This window comes from Metabacillus dongyingensis (genome assembly GCF_019933155.2).
Lineage (GTDB): Bacteria > Bacillota > Bacilli > Bacillales > Bacillaceae > Bacillus_P > Bacillus_P dongyingensis.
In genome coordinates this window covers 4774981-4793921 of sequence record NZ_CP082944.1, presented here as the reverse complement: position 1 = coordinate 4793921, position 18941 = coordinate 4774981, and the positions used below count along the sequence as shown (strand labels likewise).

Sequence of the window (18941 nt, the reverse complement as noted above, 5' to 3'; positions counted from 1 at the left end):
TTTTGATACGGACAGAAGAAATGCTCCTGAATGTCGGACCGCAGCATCCGAGCACACATGGCGTGTTCCGGCTGGTGATCAAAATTGACGGAGAAATCATTAAAGAAGCTACACCGGTTATCGGCTATTTACATAGAGGCACCGAAAAGCTTGCAGAAAACCTGCAATACACACAAATCATTCCTTATACAGACCGTATGGATTATCTTTCTGCCATGACAAACAATTATGTGATTTGTCATGCTGTGGAAACGATGACAGGTATTCAGGTCCCTGAACGGGGCGAGTATTTAAGGGTGATTGCGATGGAGCTTGGAAGAGTAGCAAGCCACCTCGTCTGGTGGGGCACCTATTTGCTTGATATTGGAGCAGTAAGTCCATTTTTATATGCCTTCCGCGAGCGGGAAATGATTATTAATTTGCTGACGGAGCTTTCAGGAGCGAGGCTCACCTTCAATTACATGAGGGTAGGCGGCGTGAAGTGGGATGCGCCTGAGGGCTGGATTGAAAAGGTTGCAGAATTTATTCCTTATATGAGAGAGCAGCTGAAAGGCTATCATGATCTCGTGTCAGGAAATGAAATCTTCTTAAATCGTGTAAAAGGGGTCGGCATTTACACAAAAGAAGAGGCGCTTGCTTACTCCTTAAGCGGGGCAAATCTGCGCTGTACTGGAGTGAAATGGGACCTTCGCAAGGATGAACCATACTCGATATACGACCGATTTGATTTTGACGTGCCTGTCCGGACAAAAGGTGATGCTTTCGCCCGCTACGAATGCCGCATGGAAGAGATTGAGGAATCCTTGAAAATCTTAGAGCAGGCTGTTGAACAATTCCCTGCTGAGGGACCGATCATCGCAAAAGTGCCAAAAATCATTAAAGCACCAAAAGGAGAGGCTTATGTACGGATTGAATCTCCACGCGGTGAAATCGGCTGCTACATTGCAAGTGAAGGAAAAAAAGAGCCATACCGTCTGAAGTTCAGGCGTCCTTCCTTTTACAATCTGCAGATCCTGCCAAAGCTTTTGGAAGGAGAAAACATGGCAAACCTCATTACCATTCTCGGTGCCATTGACATTGTCCTTGGGGAGGTGGACGGATAATGGTGGAAGGCTTGCTTCAATCATCGCCGGGCATAGGCAACTTTGCGATATTCTTTGGGCTTGCAACAGCATTTCTGTTCGTCGTCCTTGGTTTCGTCACCTATGGCATTCTGGCAGAGCGCAAAGTGATGGGATTTATGCAGGGACGGATCGGCCCTAACCAGGTAGGGGGCAAATGGGGTCTGCTGCAGACTGTGGCAGATGTTTTAAAGCTTCTGATAAAAGAAGACACGATTCCGAAGCTTGCTGACAGACCATTGTTTATTCTCGCTCCTGTCATCGCTTTTGCTCCGGCTTTCATCGTTCTATCAACGATTCCGTTTACTGACGCTTTTCAGTTTGCAGATTTAGGTGTCGGGCTGCTTTTTTACATCGCCATATCGGGTTTAACCACGATTGGCATTGTAACAGGAGGATGGGCTTCGAATAACAAATACTCTCTGCTCGGCGGGATGCGCGCAGCGGCGCAAATGATTTCCTATGAAATCCCTCTTGTCATGTCGGTCATCGGGGTTGTCCTGTTATCAGGGAGTCTGAACTTAAATACGATTGTAGATGCACAAGAGGACGTCTGGTTTATTTTCCTCCAGCCGATCGGGTTTCTAATTTTCCTGATTGCTTCTGTGGCAGAGTTAAACAGAACCCCGTTTGACTTGCCTGAAGCGGAATCAGAGCTTGTTGCCGGTTATCATGTCGAGTATTCCGGCTTCCGCTGGGCATTCTTCATGCTGTCGGAATATGTGTATTTTTTCGCTATGGCTTCCTTAACAACGGTTTTATTTTTAGGCGGCTGGCATCCGGTTGCATTTCTTGATTTCATCCCTGGCGCAATCTGGTTCGGCCTCAAATTCAGTGTGGTCATCTTCACACTCATCTGGTTCCGCGTCACATTCCCGCGGATCCGTGCCGATCAGCTGATGGAATTCGGATGGAAAGTGCTGCTCCCGGTCGCACTCGCGAATATATTCATAACGGCGATTGTGAAGGAGATTTTCTTTAAATAGGAGACAGCTGGAAAATAGAAAGTAAATTCGCCATTTCGGCAAGTAAATCCCGGATTTTGGCTAGTAAAAGAAGCATTCTGGACAGTAAGCAGCCGCAATCGGCAAGTAAAAGCAAGAAACACCTGCCGCAGCCAGGCCTAAAGCCGGCACACCGGCAGGATCCTCACAAAATCAAGGGGTGAGAGCATGCGAGGTTTAGCAAAAGGTTTAACGTATACCCTGAACAACTTGACGAAGAAAAAAGTGACGTATGATTACCCGAATGATGCACTGGCTCTGCCTGACAGGTTCCGGGGCATTCAGAAGTTTTATCCGGAGAAGTGCATTGTCTGCAATCAGTGTGCGAATATCTGTCCGACGGATTGCATTGAGCTGACAGGCAAGAAACATCCGGATCCGGCGAAAAAAGGGAAAATCATTGATACGTATGATATCAACTTTGAAATTTGCATCTTGTGCGATCTCTGCACAGAGGTTTGCCCGACAGAGGCAATCGTTATGACGAATAACTTTGAGCTTGCGGAGTACAGCCGCGATCAGCTTTTTAAAAATCTCGAGTGGCTGGATGAAAATGATGAGAACATCAGGGAGGAGAATAAGGTGTGAGTATAACCGGAGAGTATGTAGCCTTTGTCGGACTCGCAATGGTGGCAATCGGGGGCGGCATTCTCATGCTGAATGTGACAAAAGTGGTTCATATGGTCGTATCGCTGGTGTTTACGTTCGTGAGTATTGCCGGTTTATATGTTCTTCTCTCCGCCGAATTTGTCGCAGCTGTCCAAATCTTAATCTACTCGGGTGCAATAACGATCATCATGCTGTTTGGCATTATGCTCACGCGTCATGAGGACGAGGAACAATCCACAGCGGGCAACGGAAGAAAGCTCATTACATTTCTTGGAATCGCTGCGTTTGCGCTCGTGATGTATCTTGGAATCTATGATCTAAAGCTCGGTGAGCCGACTGCCAATCTGCATGTGAAAAATACGGAGCAAATCGGAATCTCCCTTTATTCACATTTCGTCATTCCATTTGAGCTTACATCTGTTTTATTGCTTGTCGCACTGGTCGGTGCCATCATACTGGCGAAAAAAGATGAGAAGGAGGAGGAGAAAAAATGAGCTCGATTCCATTATCCGCCTTTCTTGTTCTCGCGATGATTCTTTTTTGCATCGGTCTGTACGGAGCCCTTACGAAACGTAATACGGTCATCGTGCTTATTTCGATCGAACTTATGCTGAATGCTGCCAACATTAATCTGGTTGCATTCAGCAAATACGGAGTCGTTCCGGACATTACCGGGCAGGTTTTTTCTCTTTTTACGATCACGATCGCAGCAGCAGAGGCGGCCGTTGGACTTGCCATCCTATTTGCCCTGTACCGCAACCGTAGATCTGTCAATATTGACGACTATCATTCTATGAAGCACTAAAACCTCTAAACAAGAAGGGGATGGAATACAATGATGCCATATGCCTGGATGATCCCGCTGTTCCCGCTTGTCTCATTCCTCGTGCTGCTCCTGTTCGGCAAACGTCTGAGGGAGGGCAGCGCTAATGTCGGGAGCACTCTTATGCTTTTCGCATTTGCGGGCTCGCTCGCTGTATTGTTCGAGCGATTTACACAGCCAACCTTTAAAGCGGAAACCGTGTGGCTCACAATTGGCGATTTTGAGCTGACAGCGGGCTTTGAAATCAATCAATTAAATGCCTTAATGCTGGTGATCGTTTCGCTTGTAAGCTTGGCTGTACATATATATTCAAAAGGATATATGCATGGGGACGAACGCTTTCCTGTTTTTTATGCGTATCTCGGTTTATTTACCTTCAGCATGCTCGGACTTGTCATGACGACAAACCTGCTTCAGCTCTATATCTTCTGGGAACTCGTCGGAGTCGGATCATTCTTATTGATCGGTTTTTATTTTTATAAAGAAGAAGCAAAGGCAGCTGCAAAAAAAGCCTTTATCATGACCAGAATCGGGGATGTCGGTCTGTTCATCGGCATGCTCCTGCTCTTTTGGCAGGTTGGCAGCTTCGAATATGACCAGATCTTTGCAAGTGTCGCAGATGGCAAGGTGCCGCTTGATTTGATCACCCTGATCAGTCTTTTAATCTTCATCGGGGCGATTGGAAAATCAGGTCAGTTTCCGCTCCATTCCTGGCTTCCGGATGCGATGGAAGGTCCGACGCCTGTTTCTGCCCTCATTCATGCGGCGACAATGGTAGCGGCCGGTGTTTATTTAGTGGCTCTCATGTATCCGCTATTTGCCGCAAGTGAAACGGCCCTTCAGGTTGTCGCAGCAATTGGAGCCTTCACGGCTATTTTTGCTGCAAGCATCGGGCTTGTGCAAAAAGACATCAAACGCGTGCTTGCGTATTCTACTGTCAGTCAGCTTGGCTACATGATGCTTGCCCTTGGTTCTGCAGGCTATGTCGCCGGTGTTTTCCATTTAATGACACATGCCTTTTTTAAAGCCCTGCTGTTTCTCGCAGCGGGCAGTGTGATTCATGCTGTTCATACACAAAACATTGATGAGATGGGCGGCTTGTGGAAAAAGCTGAAGTTCACGGGACCGCTGTTTCTAATCGGGACGCTTGCTATAAGCGGTGTCCCGCTCTTCTCAGGATTTTTCAGTAAAGATGAAATCCTGATTGCGGCGTGGACACATGGAAATCCTGTCCTTTTCTGGCTGGCACTGATTGCCGCCTTCTTCACCGCCTTTTATATGTTCCGGCTCTTCTTTCTCGTTTTCACCGGACGTCCGAAAACAGAGCTTTCAAGAGTAAAAGAATCCCCGTCCAATATGCTGATTCCAATGAGTATCCTAGCCGCGCTCGCCATTTTTTCAGGCTACAGCAACACGCCCTGGTTCGGCACATTTCTTGGAGACTGGCTGACGGAAGGTTCGCCGCAGCTTGGGCACGGCCACATTGAAGGGCCAATGTGGATTATGTTCGCGGCAACCGCTGTTTCTCTGCTTGGCATCTTGCTTGCTTACATGATGTACAGCAAACAATCGATCTCTCCTGAAAAAATAAGATCGCGGGTGCCAATGATTCATTCAGTGCTTAAAAACAAATATTTCATTGATGAACTCTACGGAATGACGATCATATGGCTCACGAATACAATCAGCGTCTTCTGCAAGTACCTCGAAAAATTCTTGGTTGAGGGTGCTGTAAAAGGAGTGGCAGGGATTGTCCGGTCAGCAGGAGCCTTGGGATCGAAAATGCAGAACGGGCAGGTGCAGATGTATGGAACCGTTGCTTTTGTCGGACTCGCTATTTTACTTGTTCTATATGCAGTAACAGGGGGGAACTTCTTATGACATCCATTCTGCTCACGGCCCTTGTTTTCTCGCCTGTACTTGGAATCATCGTTCTTGCTTTTATGAAAAAAGACCAGGAATCATCGTTAAAACTTGTCGGGTTTCTTGCGACTTTGCCTGCTGTCCTTTTATCTGGAATCATGTTTGCACAATATCAGATAGGCAATGACCTCGCCCGATTTGCCGAGAATCACGAATGGATTGCGTTTGGGCAATACCATGACATGCAGCCTGGCGTGTTTACAGTTGATTACGAGCTTGCTATGGACGGCTTTTCGCTGATTATGGTTCTGCTCACATCAATTCTTGCGGCTCTCGCTGCAGCGGCCTCTTTTTCCATTAAAAAGAACTGGAAAAGCTACTTTATGCTTCTGCTTCTTCTTGAAGTCGGCATGCTCGGCGTCTTTATGGCACAGAATCTGATTCTTTTCTTCATCTTTTTTGAAATTACGCTGATTCCGATGTTTTTCCTTATTGGAAAATGGGGCTTCATGGCCCGTGAAAAAGCAGCTTATCAATTTTTGCTTTATAACGGATTTGGGTCGGCTATTCTGCTGATTGTGATCATCCTGCTCTTTTCAAAAACAGGGACAACTAATCTTGCCCTGCTGAGCCAATTGCTGAATACGCCTGACGTTCAGCTGATCGGGCCAATCTCAGAGGATTTTAAGCTTGGATTAATGATTGCTCTCATCATTGCATTTGGAGTGAAGCTTCCAATCTTCCCGCTGCATACGTGGATGCTGAGAGTGCATGTTCAGGCTCCGCCGCCCATTGTCATGCTTCATTCAGGAATTCTTCTGAAAATAGGTGCATTCGGTTTAATTAAATTCGGCCTTGGCTTATTCCCAAACGAATTTTCAAAGCTAAGCACCATTTTAATCATACTTGGGCTTGTGAATCTACTGTATGGAGCCTTTTTGGCGCTCATTCAAAATGAATTCAGAATGGTGCTTGCCTATTCGAGTATTTCACATATGGGCATCGTGCTCATCGGACTTGGTGCACTAAATGAAGCTGGTATACAGGGGGCGATCTTTCAGGTCGTTTCACACGGACTAATTTCTGCGCTGCTGTTCTTCTTAGTGGGAGTATTAATCGAACGAACTCAAACAACTCAATTGGATCAGCTTTCAGGCTTATCGAAAGCCATGCCGCTTGCTACAGGCTTTTTATTGGCAGGTGCAATGGCTTCGCTTGGATTGCCGGGAATGTCCGGTTTCATCAGTGAACTGACGGCGTTCATGGGGGTCTTCGATCAGCATCCGGAGCTTGGGGCAATCGGGGCAATCGGCATCATTTTGACCGCCGCTTATCTTTTGAGGGCTGTTCTTTCAATTACCTTTGGAGCCGAAAAAAAATCAGAGCATGTGCACGTTGATATGAAGTGGTATGAGATTATCCCGGTACTCGTGCTGCTGTTTTTCATTATTTTGATTGGTGTCTATCCGAATGGACTTTCCGTTCCACTGCAGCTGACAATTGAAACCATCATGAAAGGGATAGGGGGGTGATGAACAATGGATATGGAAACCTTGCTCAGCTATAAATGGAGTGTCATGACACCGGAGTTCATCATTCTCGGGACGGCACTGCTGCTGTCTATTATTGATCTTTTTATGGGAGACGGCAAAAGCCGTAAATGGCTCGGATGGATAGGTTTTGCCGGTATTGCGGCTGCAGTAATAAGTCTTGCTTTCATGATTGGTGCAAAGGACGCAGTTATTCTTTATGACACCTTTGTTCTGGATTCCTTTGCAAAAGCGTTCAAATTCATCTTACTGCTTGGAGCAGCGATTATTTTCCTGCTGGCAATTGATTATGAACCCCAGGAAGGCTTGAAAGAGCGGGGAGAATTCTATTACTTGCTGCTAGCAGCGCTTCTTGGAGCCATGATGATGGCATCAAGCCGGGATTTAATCACCTTATTTGTCGGGCTTGAGCTGCTGTCCATTTCTTCTTATATACTTGCTGGATTACGCAAGAAAAATCTGCAATCAAATGAATCTGCCCTGAAATATGTGATAAACGGCGGTATCTCAACGGCCATTACCTTATTCGGGATGAGCTATATGTATGGTCTGACTGGCACAACAAGTCTGACAGAAATGATTCCGCAGCTGAATGCCTTAACAGAATCAGGCTATCTCTATATCTCGGGAATCTCTTTCTTGCTCATTTTTGTCGGTTTATCCTTTAAGATCGCAACGGTTCCTTTTCACATGTGGGCACCGGATGTATACGAAGGGGCACCGACACCTGTCACAGCTTTTCTGAGTGCCGTTTCAAAAACAGCCGGTTTTATTATCATCCTCAGATTATGTCTGTCTGTCTTTGGAAACATTCCGGATGAAGACGGTATGCAATCAATACTAGTGGTCTATCAAGGCTTTATCGCCATTTTAGCTGCGATTACGATGATCGTCGGCAATACGGTCGCCCTGAGGCAGAAAAACATCAAACGCCTGCTTGCGTATTCGTCCATTGCACATGCTGGATATGTGCTTGTCGGCTTCGTGTCATTCGGCGGCTACTTTTACTTTGACGCCATCTGGTTTTATTTATTATCGTACGTCATCATGAATCTCGGCGCTTTTGCGATTGTCCAGGCAGTCGGAAGAAAAACAGGCTCAGAGGATGTCACAGCCTTTGCAGGTCTGTATCACCGTTCACCGCTAGCAGCAATCGCCGTCACCATCTTTTTGTTATCGCTTGCCGGACTCCCTGGTACGGCAGGCTTTATCGGGAAAATCACCATCTTCATGAATGCATTTACCAACAGCACGCCGCAGATTGTTCTTGCATCCATCATGATTGCGACTACCGTTGTCTCGTACTTTTATTACTTCGGCATTCTCACTCAGGTCTTTTTCAGGAAAAAAGAAACCGAGGAGCCATTTAAATGGAGTGCACCGCTTCTGATCGTGACCATCATCTGTATGATTGCAACCGTGCTGCTTGGGATTTTCCCAGGTGCGGCTTTTGATTTTCTGAATTTAAATATTTCATAAATTTGCCACTAATCTTTACAAAAAAACCATCAAAGTGCCGGCAGAATTTTATATAATGGAAGAGGTGTAAAAGCCTCTTCTTTTTTTGTTTTCGTAAAAAGTGCTATGCTTGCTATAAGAATAGCTACATATAGGAGTTGTTAAAACCTATGCTTGATTTTAATCAGCAAGCATTACTTGGCCTTTTGTCACATCTTGTATTCATTCCGGTTACATGGTGGGCACTGCAGGCGCTGCATATTGAAAAAGCCATGAAAAAAGGAAAGGTCATGCAAGCGCGTGCGCTGATGATCCTTCTCACGATCGCCATTTCAGGCGCTGTAAGCAACTTTTTTCTTGATTATTTAATATGGTCCCGCCAGCTGCCTTTTTTATTTTAATGAACTTTTCAGTCAGCAAAAGGCATCAGCTTTTTAAATTAAAGGAAGTTATAAATTGATTTTGAGTATTGAAGCAGAGCTGCAGCGTCTAGATCCTCGGCCAGAACGGCTCCGCCAAAAAAGTCAAAACCTGACGTTTCTGCCGGAACCTTATCTGTCTGCCTGAGCTGGCCAAGGCGATTCCTCTTTTCTGATTAACGTTTAACTAATAAAGAACAGGGGAATATGACCTACAGATTACCAGAGAACAGCCCAGAGATTGTCTAACAATGACGACTTTTTCCACGTATACGCCCTTCTCAAACGGTAACAATGTTACTAAGGAGAGAGGACGTGGATTACGATGAAAAAAGTCAGTCTGGCAATTATTATCTTTTTATTATTTCTTACAGGTGCGGTTGTTGCACAAGCTATTGGGTCTGACAAGAAGGAAGCAGAACTTGGAACCATTGTAGAAGGCATGGAAGCACAGGGAATTGATGTTAAAAAGTGGTCTTTATTTTCAAAGGAAATGATTTCAGCAGAGAATCAGTCTTTTGAAGAATTAACGAAACTTTTGCAAACTCAATTTCGTCATTATAAGTGGTCGAATGAAAGTGTGGATGGCAAGCTACATAAAGCATCGGGAATCTTTTTTAACAAGAAGATGGGTTTTACAGAAAAGCTTCAAATTCAGTCAACCGACACAAACGGACAAAAACAATCGTATATCTTGTATGAGCTCAGCGGGGAAGGTTCAGGGAAAAATTGGATTCAGCTACATGAGTATGCGCAAGCTCGTAGCTTCGACATTTTCCATGAAAATCCTACAATTTTCACTTGTGTAAATGGCCAGCTTGATGATAAGATGAGTAGTGTTTTGCAATTGAAGGTAAATGGTTTGCTCAAACAATTTAACGCGGTGCCAGTTGAACAGCTTAAAGAAGATTCGTTCATATCTGTGTCCGCACGTACGTCAGATTGGGATCACCTGATTCCAACAGATGAAGGCAGCATGAATATTCAAATTGCGCTCAGAGGCGCAGGATTGGGCAGTAATACTAGCGTTACAGTAGGAACACCAATCATAACGTCTGAATATTAATATATAGAAATTGGGACGCGGAGGGGAAGACCTTGGAAAAAATCATCGTCCGCGGCGGTCGTAAGTTAAACGGTACTGTTAAAGTAGAAGGTGCTAAAAATGCCGTTTTACCAGTAATCGCTGCATCTTTATTAGCCAGTGAACAAAAAAGCATAATTTGTGATGTGCCTACGCTCTCCGATGTGTATACAATCAATGAAGTGCTGCGCCATTTAGGTGCAGAAGTACACTTTGAAAATAACCAAGTGTTTGTAGATGCATCTAAAGAGCTAAATATGGAAGCTCCTTTCGAATATGTACGCAAAATGCGTGCTTCTGTTTTAGTTATGGGTCCATTACTTGCCAGAAATGGCCGTGCACGTGTGGCATTGCCAGGCGGCTGTGCGATTGGATCACGACCAATTGATCAACATTTAAAAGGCTTCGAAGCTATGGGAGCTACCATTAAGGTTGGGAACGGATTTATCGACGCTGAAGTCTCAGGAAGACTTCGCGGGGCAAAAATCTACTTGGATTTCCCAAGCGTTGGAGCAACTGAAAATATTATTATGGCTGCGGCTCTTGCAGAAGGCACAACTGTCCTTGAGAACGTAGCAAAAGAACCGGAAATCGTTGACCTTGCCAATTACATTAATGCAATGGGCGGCAAAGTTCGCGGAGCCGGAACTGGAACGATTCGCATTGAAGGTGTAGAAACACTTAAAGGCGTTAAGCATCATATCATTCCTGACCGCATTGAAGCTGGAACTTTCATGGTTGCAGCTGCTATTACAGGCGGAAATGTATTGGTTCGCGGCGCTGTGCCGGAACACTTAACTTCTTTGATCGCGAAAATGGAAGAAATGGGCGTTCAGATTTCTGAAGAAGAAGACGGACTTCGTGTCATTGGACCAGAAAAACTCAAGTCCATTGACATCAAAACAATGCCGCATCCAGGCTTCCCGACAGATATGCAATCTCAAATGATGGCATTGCTGTTGAAAGCTGAAGGAACTTCTATGATCACGGAAACTGTTTTCGAAAACCGTTTCATGCACGTGGAAGAATTCCGCCGCATGAATGGGGATATTAAGATTGAGGGCCGATCTGTCATCATCAACGGTCCAGTTAATATGCAAGGTGCAGAAGTGGCAGCAACAGACTTGCGCGCTGGTGCAGCACTTGTACTTGCAGGTTTAGTTGCAGACGGCTACACTCGTGTAACCGAGCTTAAGCACGTAGACCGCGGATACGTTGACTTCCACGGCAAACTTGCTTCAATCGGTGCTGACATCGAACGCATCACTGAAGAAACTACGATTAAATCCGAGCAGGCTGTAAGCGACATGAACGCTTAAACATACGTACATCTAAAGAAGTTGGAGTCCTCGGATTCCAGCTTCTTTTTATATTGTCCAAAATAAAAATACTTTATTAGTGTTGCTGTTTCTACTATGATTTATACATCAGATATCCTATTTTTTTGCATAAAATACCCGGCAATTGACGACGATGAATGCGAAGGAGGGTTTTCATGAAATTCTTAACGGCTTTATTTTTGATCATCGCATTTTCATTGTTCTCGTTTACGAGTGATTTACTGTCTTTGCTGACGGGAGATTATATCGGTCTCACCATTCGGAGAGACCCCGATTTTTCCGACTTGTTTCTCTATCATGATATAGCCCTGCACAGTAAGTTTTATGTTGTCACAAAAATTGGGCACGCCTTTTTCTTTTTCTTTTTTACGCTTATCATGACTTATATGTACCGGATGCGTACAGCGATTTTATGGGCAGTATTTCTCGCTGTATCCTCAGAAATTCTTCAGCTATATGCTATGCGCAGCGGCAGGATTGTGGATATGATCTACGACCTGACAGGGGCATTAGCAGGAATCATTTTAATAAAAATCATTTTTGCTTATTCAAAACACGTGCAAATTGTCGAAGGAAATCGGCGGAAAATGTAGAAATAGACAGTGAAAGCAAAAGGGAATTCTTCAGATTTAAGAGTTTTTCAGTCATAAATGGTTGTCCACCTCCATAGTATTGAGTAGAGACGGTAAACGACATATCGGATATGGAGGCTCTTAGATGAAATCTTTGAAACCAATACTTTTAGTTCTTGTCGGATTATTTCTTATCATATTAATGATCCCGACATTGTTAGTCGCACCTTTTATGAACCAGACCAAAGGTGAACTATCAGAAGACCTTCAAGCCAAAAAGGATGAACAAGTCATGCTTGCCAAATCAATTATTGATGTACCGGTCTATCGGAGCGGTGCGGAAAAAATCGAGAACATTCCATTAGAAGAATACGTCATCGGTGTCGTTGCCTCAGAAATGCCTGCAGATTTTGAAGACGAAGCGCTGAAAGCCCAGGCACTGGCAGCCCGGACTTATATTGTAAAGCAATTAATGAGCGAACAAACGATAAGTGTTCCAGCCGGTGCAGTCGTCAGTGACACGACAGCTCATCAGGTCTTCAAAAGTGATGCAGAGCTGAAAAGGCAATGGGGTAAGGACTATGATTGGAAAATCAAAAAGGTGTACAATGCAGTCGCCACTACACAAGGTCAAATCTTAACATATGAAAACAAACCAATTGAAGCCTCCTTTTTCTCAACAAGCAACGGATACACCGAAAACTCCGAAGACTATTGGGCAGCATCCCTGCCTTATTTAAAGAGCGTGGAAAGTCCATGGGACGAAAAATCACCGAAATACTATGACCAAATCGCCATCAAAGTGAGCGATTTCGAGAAAAAACTTGGAGTGAAACTCGATTCAGACGGAGAAGTAGGGAAAGTCATTGAACGAACCTCAGGGAAACGAGTAGCTCAAGTCGACATCAACGGGAAAAAACTGAACGGCCGAGATATCCGTGAAAAGCTGGGTCTCCGCTCAAGCGACTTCACATGGCAGCTTAAAGGTGATCAAGTCCTCATCACCACAAAAGGCTTCGGCCACGGTGTCGGCATGAGCCAATACGGAGCCAATTTCATGGCGCAGGACGGAAAAAAATACAAAGACATTGTCAGCTACTACTACCAGGGAGCACAAGTGGCGAATGTTGAGCCGTTTGTTACTCAGTTTACGGCCCGGAATTAAAAAAGAGCGCAGGGAAGTTTTTTTCCTGCGCTCTTTTTGTGTCTTAGTTTAGGAGATGATTGGAAAAAGGAAAGTATTTCTTTCAAATTGGAAAGTATTTTTCCTATTTTCGCCAGTAAGAATGGCATTTCGGAAAGTAAAAGTAAACTTTTGGAAAGTAAATCGATATTTTCCTGCTCCATGCACTCGTTATGAAGCACTTATTTCAGGGTAAAGACAATTTTCCTGCTCCATGCACCCGTTATGGCGCACTTATTTCAGGGTAAAGACAATTTTCCTGCTCCATACACCCGTTATGAAGCACTTATTTCAGGGAGGAGCCGATTTTCCTGCTCCATGCATCCGTTATGAAGCACTTATTTCAGGGTAAAGACGATTTTCCTGCTCCATACACCCGTTATGGCGCACTTATTTCAGGGTAAAGACAATTTTCCTGCTCCATACACCCGTTATGAAGCACTTATTTCAGGGTGAAGACGATTTTCCTGCTTCATGCACCCGTTATGGCGCACTTATTTCAAGGTAAAGACGATTTTCCTGCTCCATACACCCGTTATGAAGCACTTATTTCAGGGAGGAGCCGATTTTCCTGCTTCATGCACCCGTTATGGCGCACTTATTTCAGGGTAAAGACGATTTTCCTGCTCCATACACCCGTTATGAAGCACTTATTTCAGGGTGAAGACGATTTTCCTGCTTCATGCACCCGTTATGGCGCACTTATTTCAGGGAGGAGCCGATTTTCCTGCTCCATGCATCCGTTTTGACGCACTTTCAGGGTGGAGTGCATTTTCCTGCTCTATACACCCGTTATGAAGCACTTATTTCAGGTTGGAGTCACTTGTCGGTAAAATTTATATCGAAAGCACAATCGAATGGTATAAAATGGAAGATAAAATTAGAGGACACCATCAAAATAAATGGATTAGAGCAACAAAAAAACGAGCTTGAAGTCGCCCAAGCTCGTTTTTACGTTATTCTGCTACTCTTTTCCCGACAATCACCAAATCACGTTCAATGCCATCAAGCTCCGCGATACCAGGCATGTTCGCCCACTGCTCAAAGCCGAAGCGTTTAAATAGGCGCAGACTTGCTTCGTTATGGCCAAAGACAAAGCCGAGCAGCGTTTTAATGCCAAGCTCAGGGCAAGCATCAATCGCCGCCTGCACGAACGTGGTGCCGATTCCTTTGCCGCGCACGTTCTGATCAATATAAATGCTGACCTCTGCAGTATATTGGTAGGCAGCTCTGCCGTAGAAGGATTCAAAGCTCAGCCAGGCAACAATTTGATCTCCGTCTTCCATGACCCAAAGAGGACGCTGATCTGTGTGCTGATGAAACCAGCCCGCGCGATCTGCAACGGTAACAGGTGTTAAGTCTGCCGTAACGGCTCTGCTTTCTATCGTGGAGTTATAAATCTCAACGATGGCAGGCAGGTCGCCGATCACGGCTTTTCGAATAGGTAAACTCATAGCTGATCACTCCGCATCATTTAACTTTTGAAAAATAGAGGTTATAAAAGAAGGGCGTTTTGCAAAATACGTCACCTTCATAATATAAAAAGATACAAGAACGCCAATAGCATCCTTTACTAAATCAATAACTGTTGCAGACCGGTACGGAACAAAGTATTGATGAATTTCATCTGTTGCCCCATATAGAATGGAAACGATGGCTGCAAGGATACTTGCTTTCATGGTCCAGCTTTGATGAGCCGCAAACGCCAATGCAATCAGCCAATAGAGAATGCCGAACTCAATCAAGTGAAGCGATTCCTTCATTAAGCGGTCAAATGAAAAAGGCGTGTTGATAATCGCATCTGCAGGCAGGCTTGATAGAATCCATATGAGAATCATATAAAGAATGGGTGCCAGAGTCAGCATCCATTTAAGGATGGGTTTCTTCATTATCGTGCTCCTTCAGGTTGCTGATGGAACATAGTATACCATGACTGAAATAAAATTTTTAGAATCTATACATAATTTTATTAAGGGAAGCAGAAAATAAGTTTTTAACTTTTTTTGATAGAGGTGTATATATTTTCAGAATTTTGTTCAGAATGATTGCTGAGGTGATGATAGAATGAGAGAGGAAGAAACTAAACGTACTTCTCAAAACTCGAAAATGCAACAATTCTTCAGAAAGCGTTGGGTATTCCCAGCAATCTACTTAGTAAGTGCAGCATTGATTTTGACAGCCGTGTTATGGTATCAGGCTTTAGGCAATGGAGATTCAGCAAATGATCCGATTGACCAAGGAACATCTTATCAAGATGAGCCGACTCAAGAAGTAAACTCAGCTGTAGAAAATTTCGCAATGCCGGCAGTTGATTCAGACGCAGTATCAGTTATCCGCAAGTTCTATGAAAAAGATGCAACAGCAGCAGAGCAAGAAGCAGCACTCGTTTCCTATAATAATACGTACGAGCCTAGCAAAGGAATTGACTTGGCAAAAGAAGATGGCAAGGAATTCGAAGTTGCAGCTTCACTAAGCGGAACTGTTACGAAAGCTGAAAAAGATCCATTACTTGGAAATGTCATTGAAATCGAGCACAAAGATGGCGTGACAACAGTTTACCAATCTTTAGCAAGCATGATGGTTGCAGCTGGTGACGAAGTTGAGCAAAACGAAATCATCGGACAAGCTGGAAAAAGCCTGATCCAAGAAGAAGATGGCGTACATGTTCACTTTGAAATCCGCAAAGATGGCGTTGCAGTCAATCCATTAGACTTCATGGACAAACCACTTACTTCTTTAAACGACGTGAATGTTGAAAAAGAAGCTGAGCCTGTAAAAGAACAGCCAGTTAAAGAAGAAGAAGGTACTGAAGGCGAAGAAAAAGGTGCTGAAGAAGAAAAAGGCACTGAACAAGAAAAAGAAGACGCTGAAAAAGGCACTGAAGACAAAAAAGGTGCTGAAGAAGACAAAGAAAAAGAAGACGCTGGTAAAGAAGGATCAGAAAAAGGGAATTCACAAGACCAATCTGAAGCTTCAATCAGCACAAAAAACGCTTAATAAGCTACAACATATAGATTGTCTATCCAATAGGGATAGACTATTTTTTTTGTTTTACGTTCAGTCCCCTGGCCTAAATCGACAAATTTCTTGGGAAATAACGAAAGCAATGAAACATTCTAATTGATTTAAATTTCTCCAAAGTTCATTTCTTTCCACATATTTTCGGATGCAATAACCCGAATTTCTGCCTTTAAAACCGCAATTTATAAAAAAATTCGCACAAATCCCTTGTCCCTCTTGACTTTTTAGCATATATCTTCATCCAAGCTAATAAAATGTTACAAACCTAACAAAGAGAGTGTATGAGGTGAGGGATCGTGAATATTTTTCGTAAACGCAGCAATGGTGCTATTATACATTCAGCTACGCGGAAAATGGCTGCTGTAATTAAGTATGCGAGTCTCATTTCACACTTCTCACATCCATTTTAGGGAGGTCGAGTGGTGTGCACGATTACATCAAAGAACGTACTATCAAGATTGGAAAGTATATCGTGGAGACGAGGAAAACTGTTCGCGTGATTGCGAAGGAATTTGGCGTTTCTAAAAGTACTGTCCATAAAGATTTGACTGAAAGACTGCCTGAAATTAATCCAGAGCTTGCGAATGAAGTGAAAGAAATCCTTGATTATCATAAATCGATACGCCATTTAAGAGGCGGGGAAGCAACGAAGCTTAAGTATCGGAAGGAGGATATCCTTCAGGAAGAACCAGTAAAATAAAGAAATCACCTGTCTTTCTTGCAATTTCGACAAATCCCAACAGGAAATTTTACAATTTCATACTTTTTTTAGTGATTTATGATACAATATGAAATTAGGGCACAAAGTAGGAATTGCTGGGATCAGATTGCAAGGAGGATATGGTAAGAATGTTTGCAAGGGATATAGGAATTGACCTTGGTACTGCAAATGTACTAATTCACGTAAAAGGAAAAGGCATCGTCTTAAACGAGCCATCTGTAGTTGCACTTAATAAGAACACGGGCAAGGTTCTTGCTGTTGGAGAAGAAGCAAGAAGAATGGTAGGACGTACTCCTGGGAATATTGTTGCGATTCGTCCATTAAAAGACGGAGTCATCGCTGATTTTGAAGTAACAGAAGCTATGCTCAAGCATTTTATCAACAAATTAAATGTAAAGGGTTTATTCACGAAACCGCGGATGCTCATCTGCTGTCCGACGAATATCACCTCTGTTGAGCAAAAAGCCATTAAAGAAGCTGCTGAAAAGAGCGGCGGAAAATACGTTTATCTTGAAGAAGAACCAAAGGTCGCAGCAATTGGCGCCGGCATGGACATTTTTCAGCCAAGCGGAAATATGGTAGTAGATATTGGCGGTGGAACGACAGATGTCGCAGTCCTTTCAATGGGCGATATTGTCACCGCCTCTTCTATTAAGATGGCTGGGGACAAGTTCGACATGGAAATCTTAAATTACATCAAAAAAGAGTACAAGCTCTTAATTGGTGAACGTACGGCTGAGGATATTAAAACGCAAGTAGCGACAGTGTTCCCAGGCGGACGCAACGAAGAAATTGCCATTCGCGGCAGAGACATGGTATCAGGTCTGCCCCGTACCATTACCGTTAATTCTGAAGAAGTTGAAGGCGCACTGCGTGAATCAGTAGCCCTCATCATTCAAACTGCAAAAAGCGTACTCGAGCGCACACCTCCTGAACTCTCTGCGGACATCATCGACCGCGGCGTCATCTTAACAGGCGGCGGAGCCCTTCTGAACGGTCTGGATCAGTTGATGGCAGAAGAATTAAAGGTTCCTGTCTTAATCGCAGAAAATCCAATGGACTGTGTAGCAATCGGCACAGGCATCATGCTTGATAACGTCGATCGCCTTAGTAGACGCAAGTTTGGATAATTGATTATTGAAAAACATCAGTTTTTGGACTGGTGTTTTTTTGTTTTTTCTCACTTCCTATAAACCTTTCGTCAATCGTGCCGATTTTAAGAGTGTACCTTCGATTTTTTATGAAACTTATAAATTTTTACGGTGATGTTCCAAATAGTCAGATATAATGAAAATAGAAAAAATTGTCGAAAAAAGAGAATGAATCTCTTATGAGGTGAAAGAATGCTACGAGGTTTTTATACAGCGACAGCAGGGATGCTTGCCCAGCAGCGGAGAACAGAGATGCTGTCAAATAACATAGCCAATGCGAATACACCTGGATATAAATCGGATCAGGCAGCGCTAAAGGCATTCCCGGAAATGCTTTTGAAAAGAGTTGAAAGCAGCAAGGTTCCTGCTCCTGCCACGCAGGCTGTCGGAACGCTGAATACTGGCGTGTATCTTCAAGAGATGATTCCTCAATTTACACAGGGCGATCTCCGTGAAACAGGTCTCTCCAGCGATGTTGCCTTAGTTGAAGAGCTGGTTCCCTATAATGAGGAGACGAATGCGAAAGGTGCTTTGCTTTTTGCAGTGCAGAATCAAGCTTTTGAATTGCGCTACACACGCAATGGACAGTTTACACGAAATGAAAACGGCGAGCTTACTCTTGCAGGCAACCCTGTTTTAGGAACGAACGGCCAGCCCATTTCAGTTGCTTCAGATCAATTCGAAATCACATCAGACGGAACGGTTAGAGTGGATGGGGTTGAACAGGCACAAATCGAAATTGTCTTTGCCGGTGACACAAGAACGTTAATTAAAGAAGGAAATGGTCTTTACCGGACCGAGGATGGAAATGGATTGCCGACTGCGGTCAATAATCCTGAAATTTCGTATCAGCTAAAGCAGGGTTATGTGGAAGGCTCAAATGTCGACGTTTCCAAATCGTATACCGAAATGATGACAGCTTACCGCGCTTTTGAAGCGAATCAAAAAGTGCTGCAGGCTTACGATAGAAGTATGGATAAAGCCGTGAATGAAATCGGCAGGGTAAGATAATAGGGGGATAA

The 18941-nt window shown here is 44.0% G+C and carries 19 protein-coding genes; 17 read left to right on the top strand and 2 right to left on the bottom strand.

Going from position 1 to position 18941, the window contains the following annotated elements:
- Window positions 1-2 precede the first annotated feature (2 nt).
- The 13 genes from K8L98_RS23675 to spoIID all read left to right on the top strand — a co-directional run bounded on the left by K8L98_RS23675 (window position 3) and on the right by spoIID (window position 13008).
- Complete coding sequence (locus tag K8L98_RS23675) at window positions 3-1103, top strand: NADH-quinone oxidoreductase subunit D (RefSeq protein ID WP_223438629.1); 1101 nt, start codon at window positions 3-5, stop codon at window positions 1101-1103.
- A complete protein-coding gene (gene nuoH, locus K8L98_RS23670) occupies window positions 1103-2107 on the top strand; it encodes an NADH-quinone oxidoreductase subunit NuoH (protein ID WP_223438628.1) in 1005 nt (334 codons plus the stop codon). The genes K8L98_RS23675 and nuoH overlap by 1 nt, the downstream gene beginning before the upstream one ends.
- A gap of 186 nt (window positions 2108-2293) precedes the next feature.
- A complete protein-coding gene (gene nuoI / locus K8L98_RS23665; RefSeq protein WP_070875395.1) occupies window positions 2294-2713 on the top strand; it encodes an NADH-quinone oxidoreductase subunit NuoI in 420 nt (139 codons plus the stop codon).
- Between the two features lie 2 nt (window positions 2714-2715).
- A complete protein-coding gene (locus K8L98_RS23660) occupies window positions 2716-3228 on the top strand; it encodes an NADH-quinone oxidoreductase subunit J (protein WP_223443730.1) in 513 nt (170 codons plus the stop codon).
- Window positions 3225-3539 carry an NADH-quinone oxidoreductase subunit NuoK gene (nuoK, locus tag K8L98_RS23655; protein WP_223438627.1) on the top strand — a complete coding sequence of 105 codons (315 nt, stop codon included), beginning with the start codon at window positions 3225-3227 and terminating at the stop codon, window positions 3537-3539. The genes K8L98_RS23660 and nuoK overlap by 4 nt, the downstream gene beginning before the upstream one ends.
- A 30-nt stretch (window positions 3540-3569) precedes the next feature.
- Window positions 3570-5438 carry an NADH-quinone oxidoreductase subunit L gene (gene nuoL / locus K8L98_RS23650; RefSeq protein WP_223438626.1) on the top strand — a complete coding sequence of 623 codons (1869 nt, stop codon included), beginning with the start codon at window positions 3570-3572 and terminating at the stop codon, window positions 5436-5438.
- A complete protein-coding gene (locus K8L98_RS23645; protein ID WP_223438625.1) occupies window positions 5435-6952 on the top strand; it encodes a complex I subunit 4 family protein in 1518 nt (505 codons plus the stop codon). The genes nuoL and K8L98_RS23645 overlap by 4 nt, the downstream gene beginning before the upstream one ends.
- 6 nt (window positions 6953-6958) lie before the next feature.
- The gene (nuoN, locus tag K8L98_RS23640; protein WP_223438624.1) at window positions 6959-8449 is read left to right on the top strand and encodes an NADH-quinone oxidoreductase subunit NuoN; all 1491 of its coding nucleotides are present in this window, start codon (window positions 6959-6961) and stop codon (window positions 8447-8449) included.
- A gap of 149 nt (window positions 8450-8598) precedes the next feature.
- Entirely contained in the window at window positions 8599-8829 is a 231-nt protein-coding gene (locus K8L98_RS23635) for a DUF1146 family protein (protein ID WP_223438623.1), read from the top strand.
- A 343-nt stretch (window positions 8830-9172) separates the two neighbouring features.
- A complete protein-coding gene (locus K8L98_RS23630) occupies window positions 9173-9913 on the top strand; it encodes a YwmB family TATA-box binding protein (RefSeq protein ID WP_223438622.1) in 741 nt (246 codons plus the stop codon).
- Between the two features lie 32 nt (window positions 9914-9945).
- Window positions 9946-11250: a UDP-N-acetylglucosamine 1-carboxyvinyltransferase gene (murA, locus tag K8L98_RS23625; RefSeq protein WP_223438621.1), complete on the top strand. Its 1305-nt coding sequence runs from the start codon at window positions 9946-9948 to the stop codon at window positions 11248-11250.
- A gap of 176 nt (window positions 11251-11426) precedes the next feature.
- On the top strand, window positions 11427-11864 hold the full coding sequence (locus tag K8L98_RS23620; RefSeq protein ID WP_223438620.1) for a VanZ family protein: 438 nt from the start codon (window positions 11427-11429) through the stop codon (window positions 11862-11864).
- A gap of 124 nt (window positions 11865-11988) precedes the next feature.
- Window positions 11989-13008: a stage II sporulation protein D gene (spoIID, locus tag K8L98_RS23615; RefSeq protein WP_223438616.1), complete on the top strand. Its 1020-nt coding sequence runs from the start codon at window positions 11989-11991 to the stop codon at window positions 13006-13008.
- 974 nt (window positions 13009-13982) lie between these two features.
- Here the strand turns inward: spoIID and K8L98_RS23610 are convergent.
- Window positions 13983-14480, bottom strand: coding sequence for a GNAT family N-acetyltransferase (locus K8L98_RS23610; RefSeq protein WP_223438614.1), 498 nt, complete (start codon window positions 14478-14480; stop codon window positions 13983-13985).
- Between the two features lie 6 nt (window positions 14481-14486).
- Window positions 14487-14915 carry a VanZ family protein gene (locus tag K8L98_RS23605; RefSeq protein WP_223438612.1) on the bottom strand — a complete coding sequence of 143 codons (429 nt, stop codon included), beginning with the start codon at window positions 14913-14915 and terminating at the stop codon, window positions 14487-14489.
- A 175-nt stretch (window positions 14916-15090) separates the two neighbouring features.
- On the opposite strand from K8L98_RS23605, the gene K8L98_RS23600 reads away from it, so the two are divergent.
- The 4 genes from K8L98_RS23600 (at window position 15091) to K8L98_RS23585 (ending at window position 18930) form a co-directional block, all read left to right on the top strand.
- A complete protein-coding gene (locus tag K8L98_RS23600; RefSeq protein ID WP_223438610.1) occupies window positions 15091-16023 on the top strand; it encodes a stage II sporulation protein SpoIIQ in 933 nt (310 codons plus the stop codon).
- A 448-nt stretch (window positions 16024-16471) separates the two neighbouring features.
- Window positions 16472-16747: a sporulation transcriptional regulator SpoIIID gene (gene spoIIID / locus K8L98_RS23595; protein ID WP_070875369.1), complete on the top strand. Its 276-nt coding sequence runs from the start codon at window positions 16472-16474 to the stop codon at window positions 16745-16747.
- A 149-nt stretch (window positions 16748-16896) separates the two neighbouring features.
- Complete coding sequence (gene mreB, locus K8L98_RS23590; RefSeq protein WP_223438608.1) at window positions 16897-17898, top strand: rod shape-determining protein; 1002 nt, start codon at window positions 16897-16899, stop codon at window positions 17896-17898.
- Between the two features lie 213 nt (window positions 17899-18111).
- On the top strand, window positions 18112-18930 hold the full coding sequence (locus K8L98_RS23585) for a flagellar hook-basal body protein (RefSeq protein WP_223438607.1): 819 nt from the start codon (window positions 18112-18114) through the stop codon (window positions 18928-18930).
- Window positions 18931-18941: the final 11 nt, after the last annotated feature.

What these genes read in the sequence shown, in the direction of transcription:
- spoIID (WP_223438616.1), top strand. Translation starts at nt 11,989, where the DNA reads ATGAAATCTTTGAAACCAATACTTTTAGTTCTTGTCGGATTATTTCTT.
- nuoL (WP_223438626.1), top strand. Translation starts at nt 3,570, where the DNA reads ATGATGCCATATGCCTGGATGATCCCGCTGTTCCCGCTTGTCTCATTC.
- mreB (WP_223438608.1), top strand. Translation starts at nt 16,897, where the DNA reads ATGTTTGCAAGGGATATAGGAATTGACCTTGGTACTGCAAATGTACTA.
- K8L98_RS23630 (WP_223438622.1), top strand. Translation starts at nt 9,173, where the DNA reads ATGAAAAAAGTCAGTCTGGCAATTATTATCTTTTTATTATTTCTTACA.
- K8L98_RS23620 (WP_223438620.1), top strand. Translation starts at nt 11,427, where the DNA reads ATGAAATTCTTAACGGCTTTATTTTTGATCATCGCATTTTCATTGTTC.
- K8L98_RS23585 (WP_223438607.1), top strand. Translation starts at nt 18,112, where the DNA reads ATGCTACGAGGTTTTTATACAGCGACAGCAGGGATGCTTGCCCAGCAG.
- K8L98_RS23635 (WP_223438623.1), top strand. Translation starts at nt 8,599, where the DNA reads ATGCTTGATTTTAATCAGCAAGCATTACTTGGCCTTTTGTCACATCTT.
- nuoI (WP_070875395.1), top strand. Translation starts at nt 2,294, where the DNA reads ATGCGAGGTTTAGCAAAAGGTTTAACGTATACCCTGAACAACTTGACG.
- nuoK (WP_223438627.1), top strand. Translation starts at nt 3,225, where the DNA reads ATGAGCTCGATTCCATTATCCGCCTTTCTTGTTCTCGCGATGATTCTT.
- K8L98_RS23645 (WP_223438625.1), top strand. Translation starts at nt 5,435, where the DNA reads ATGACATCCATTCTGCTCACGGCCCTTGTTTTCTCGCCTGTACTTGGA.
- K8L98_RS23610 (WP_223438614.1), bottom strand. Translation starts at nt 14,480, where the DNA reads ATGAGTTTACCTATTCGAAAAGCCGTGATCGGCGACCTGCCTGCCATC.
- K8L98_RS23600 (WP_223438610.1), top strand. Translation starts at nt 15,091, where the DNA reads ATGAGAGAGGAAGAAACTAAACGTACTTCTCAAAACTCGAAAATGCAA.
- nuoH (WP_223438628.1), top strand. Translation starts at nt 1,103, where the DNA reads ATGGTGGAAGGCTTGCTTCAATCATCGCCGGGCATAGGCAACTTTGCG.
- nuoN (WP_223438624.1), top strand. Translation starts at nt 6,959, where the DNA reads ATGGATATGGAAACCTTGCTCAGCTATAAATGGAGTGTCATGACACCG.
- K8L98_RS23605 (WP_223438612.1), bottom strand. Translation starts at nt 14,915, where the DNA reads ATGAAGAAACCCATCCTTAAATGGATGCTGACTCTGGCACCCATTCTT.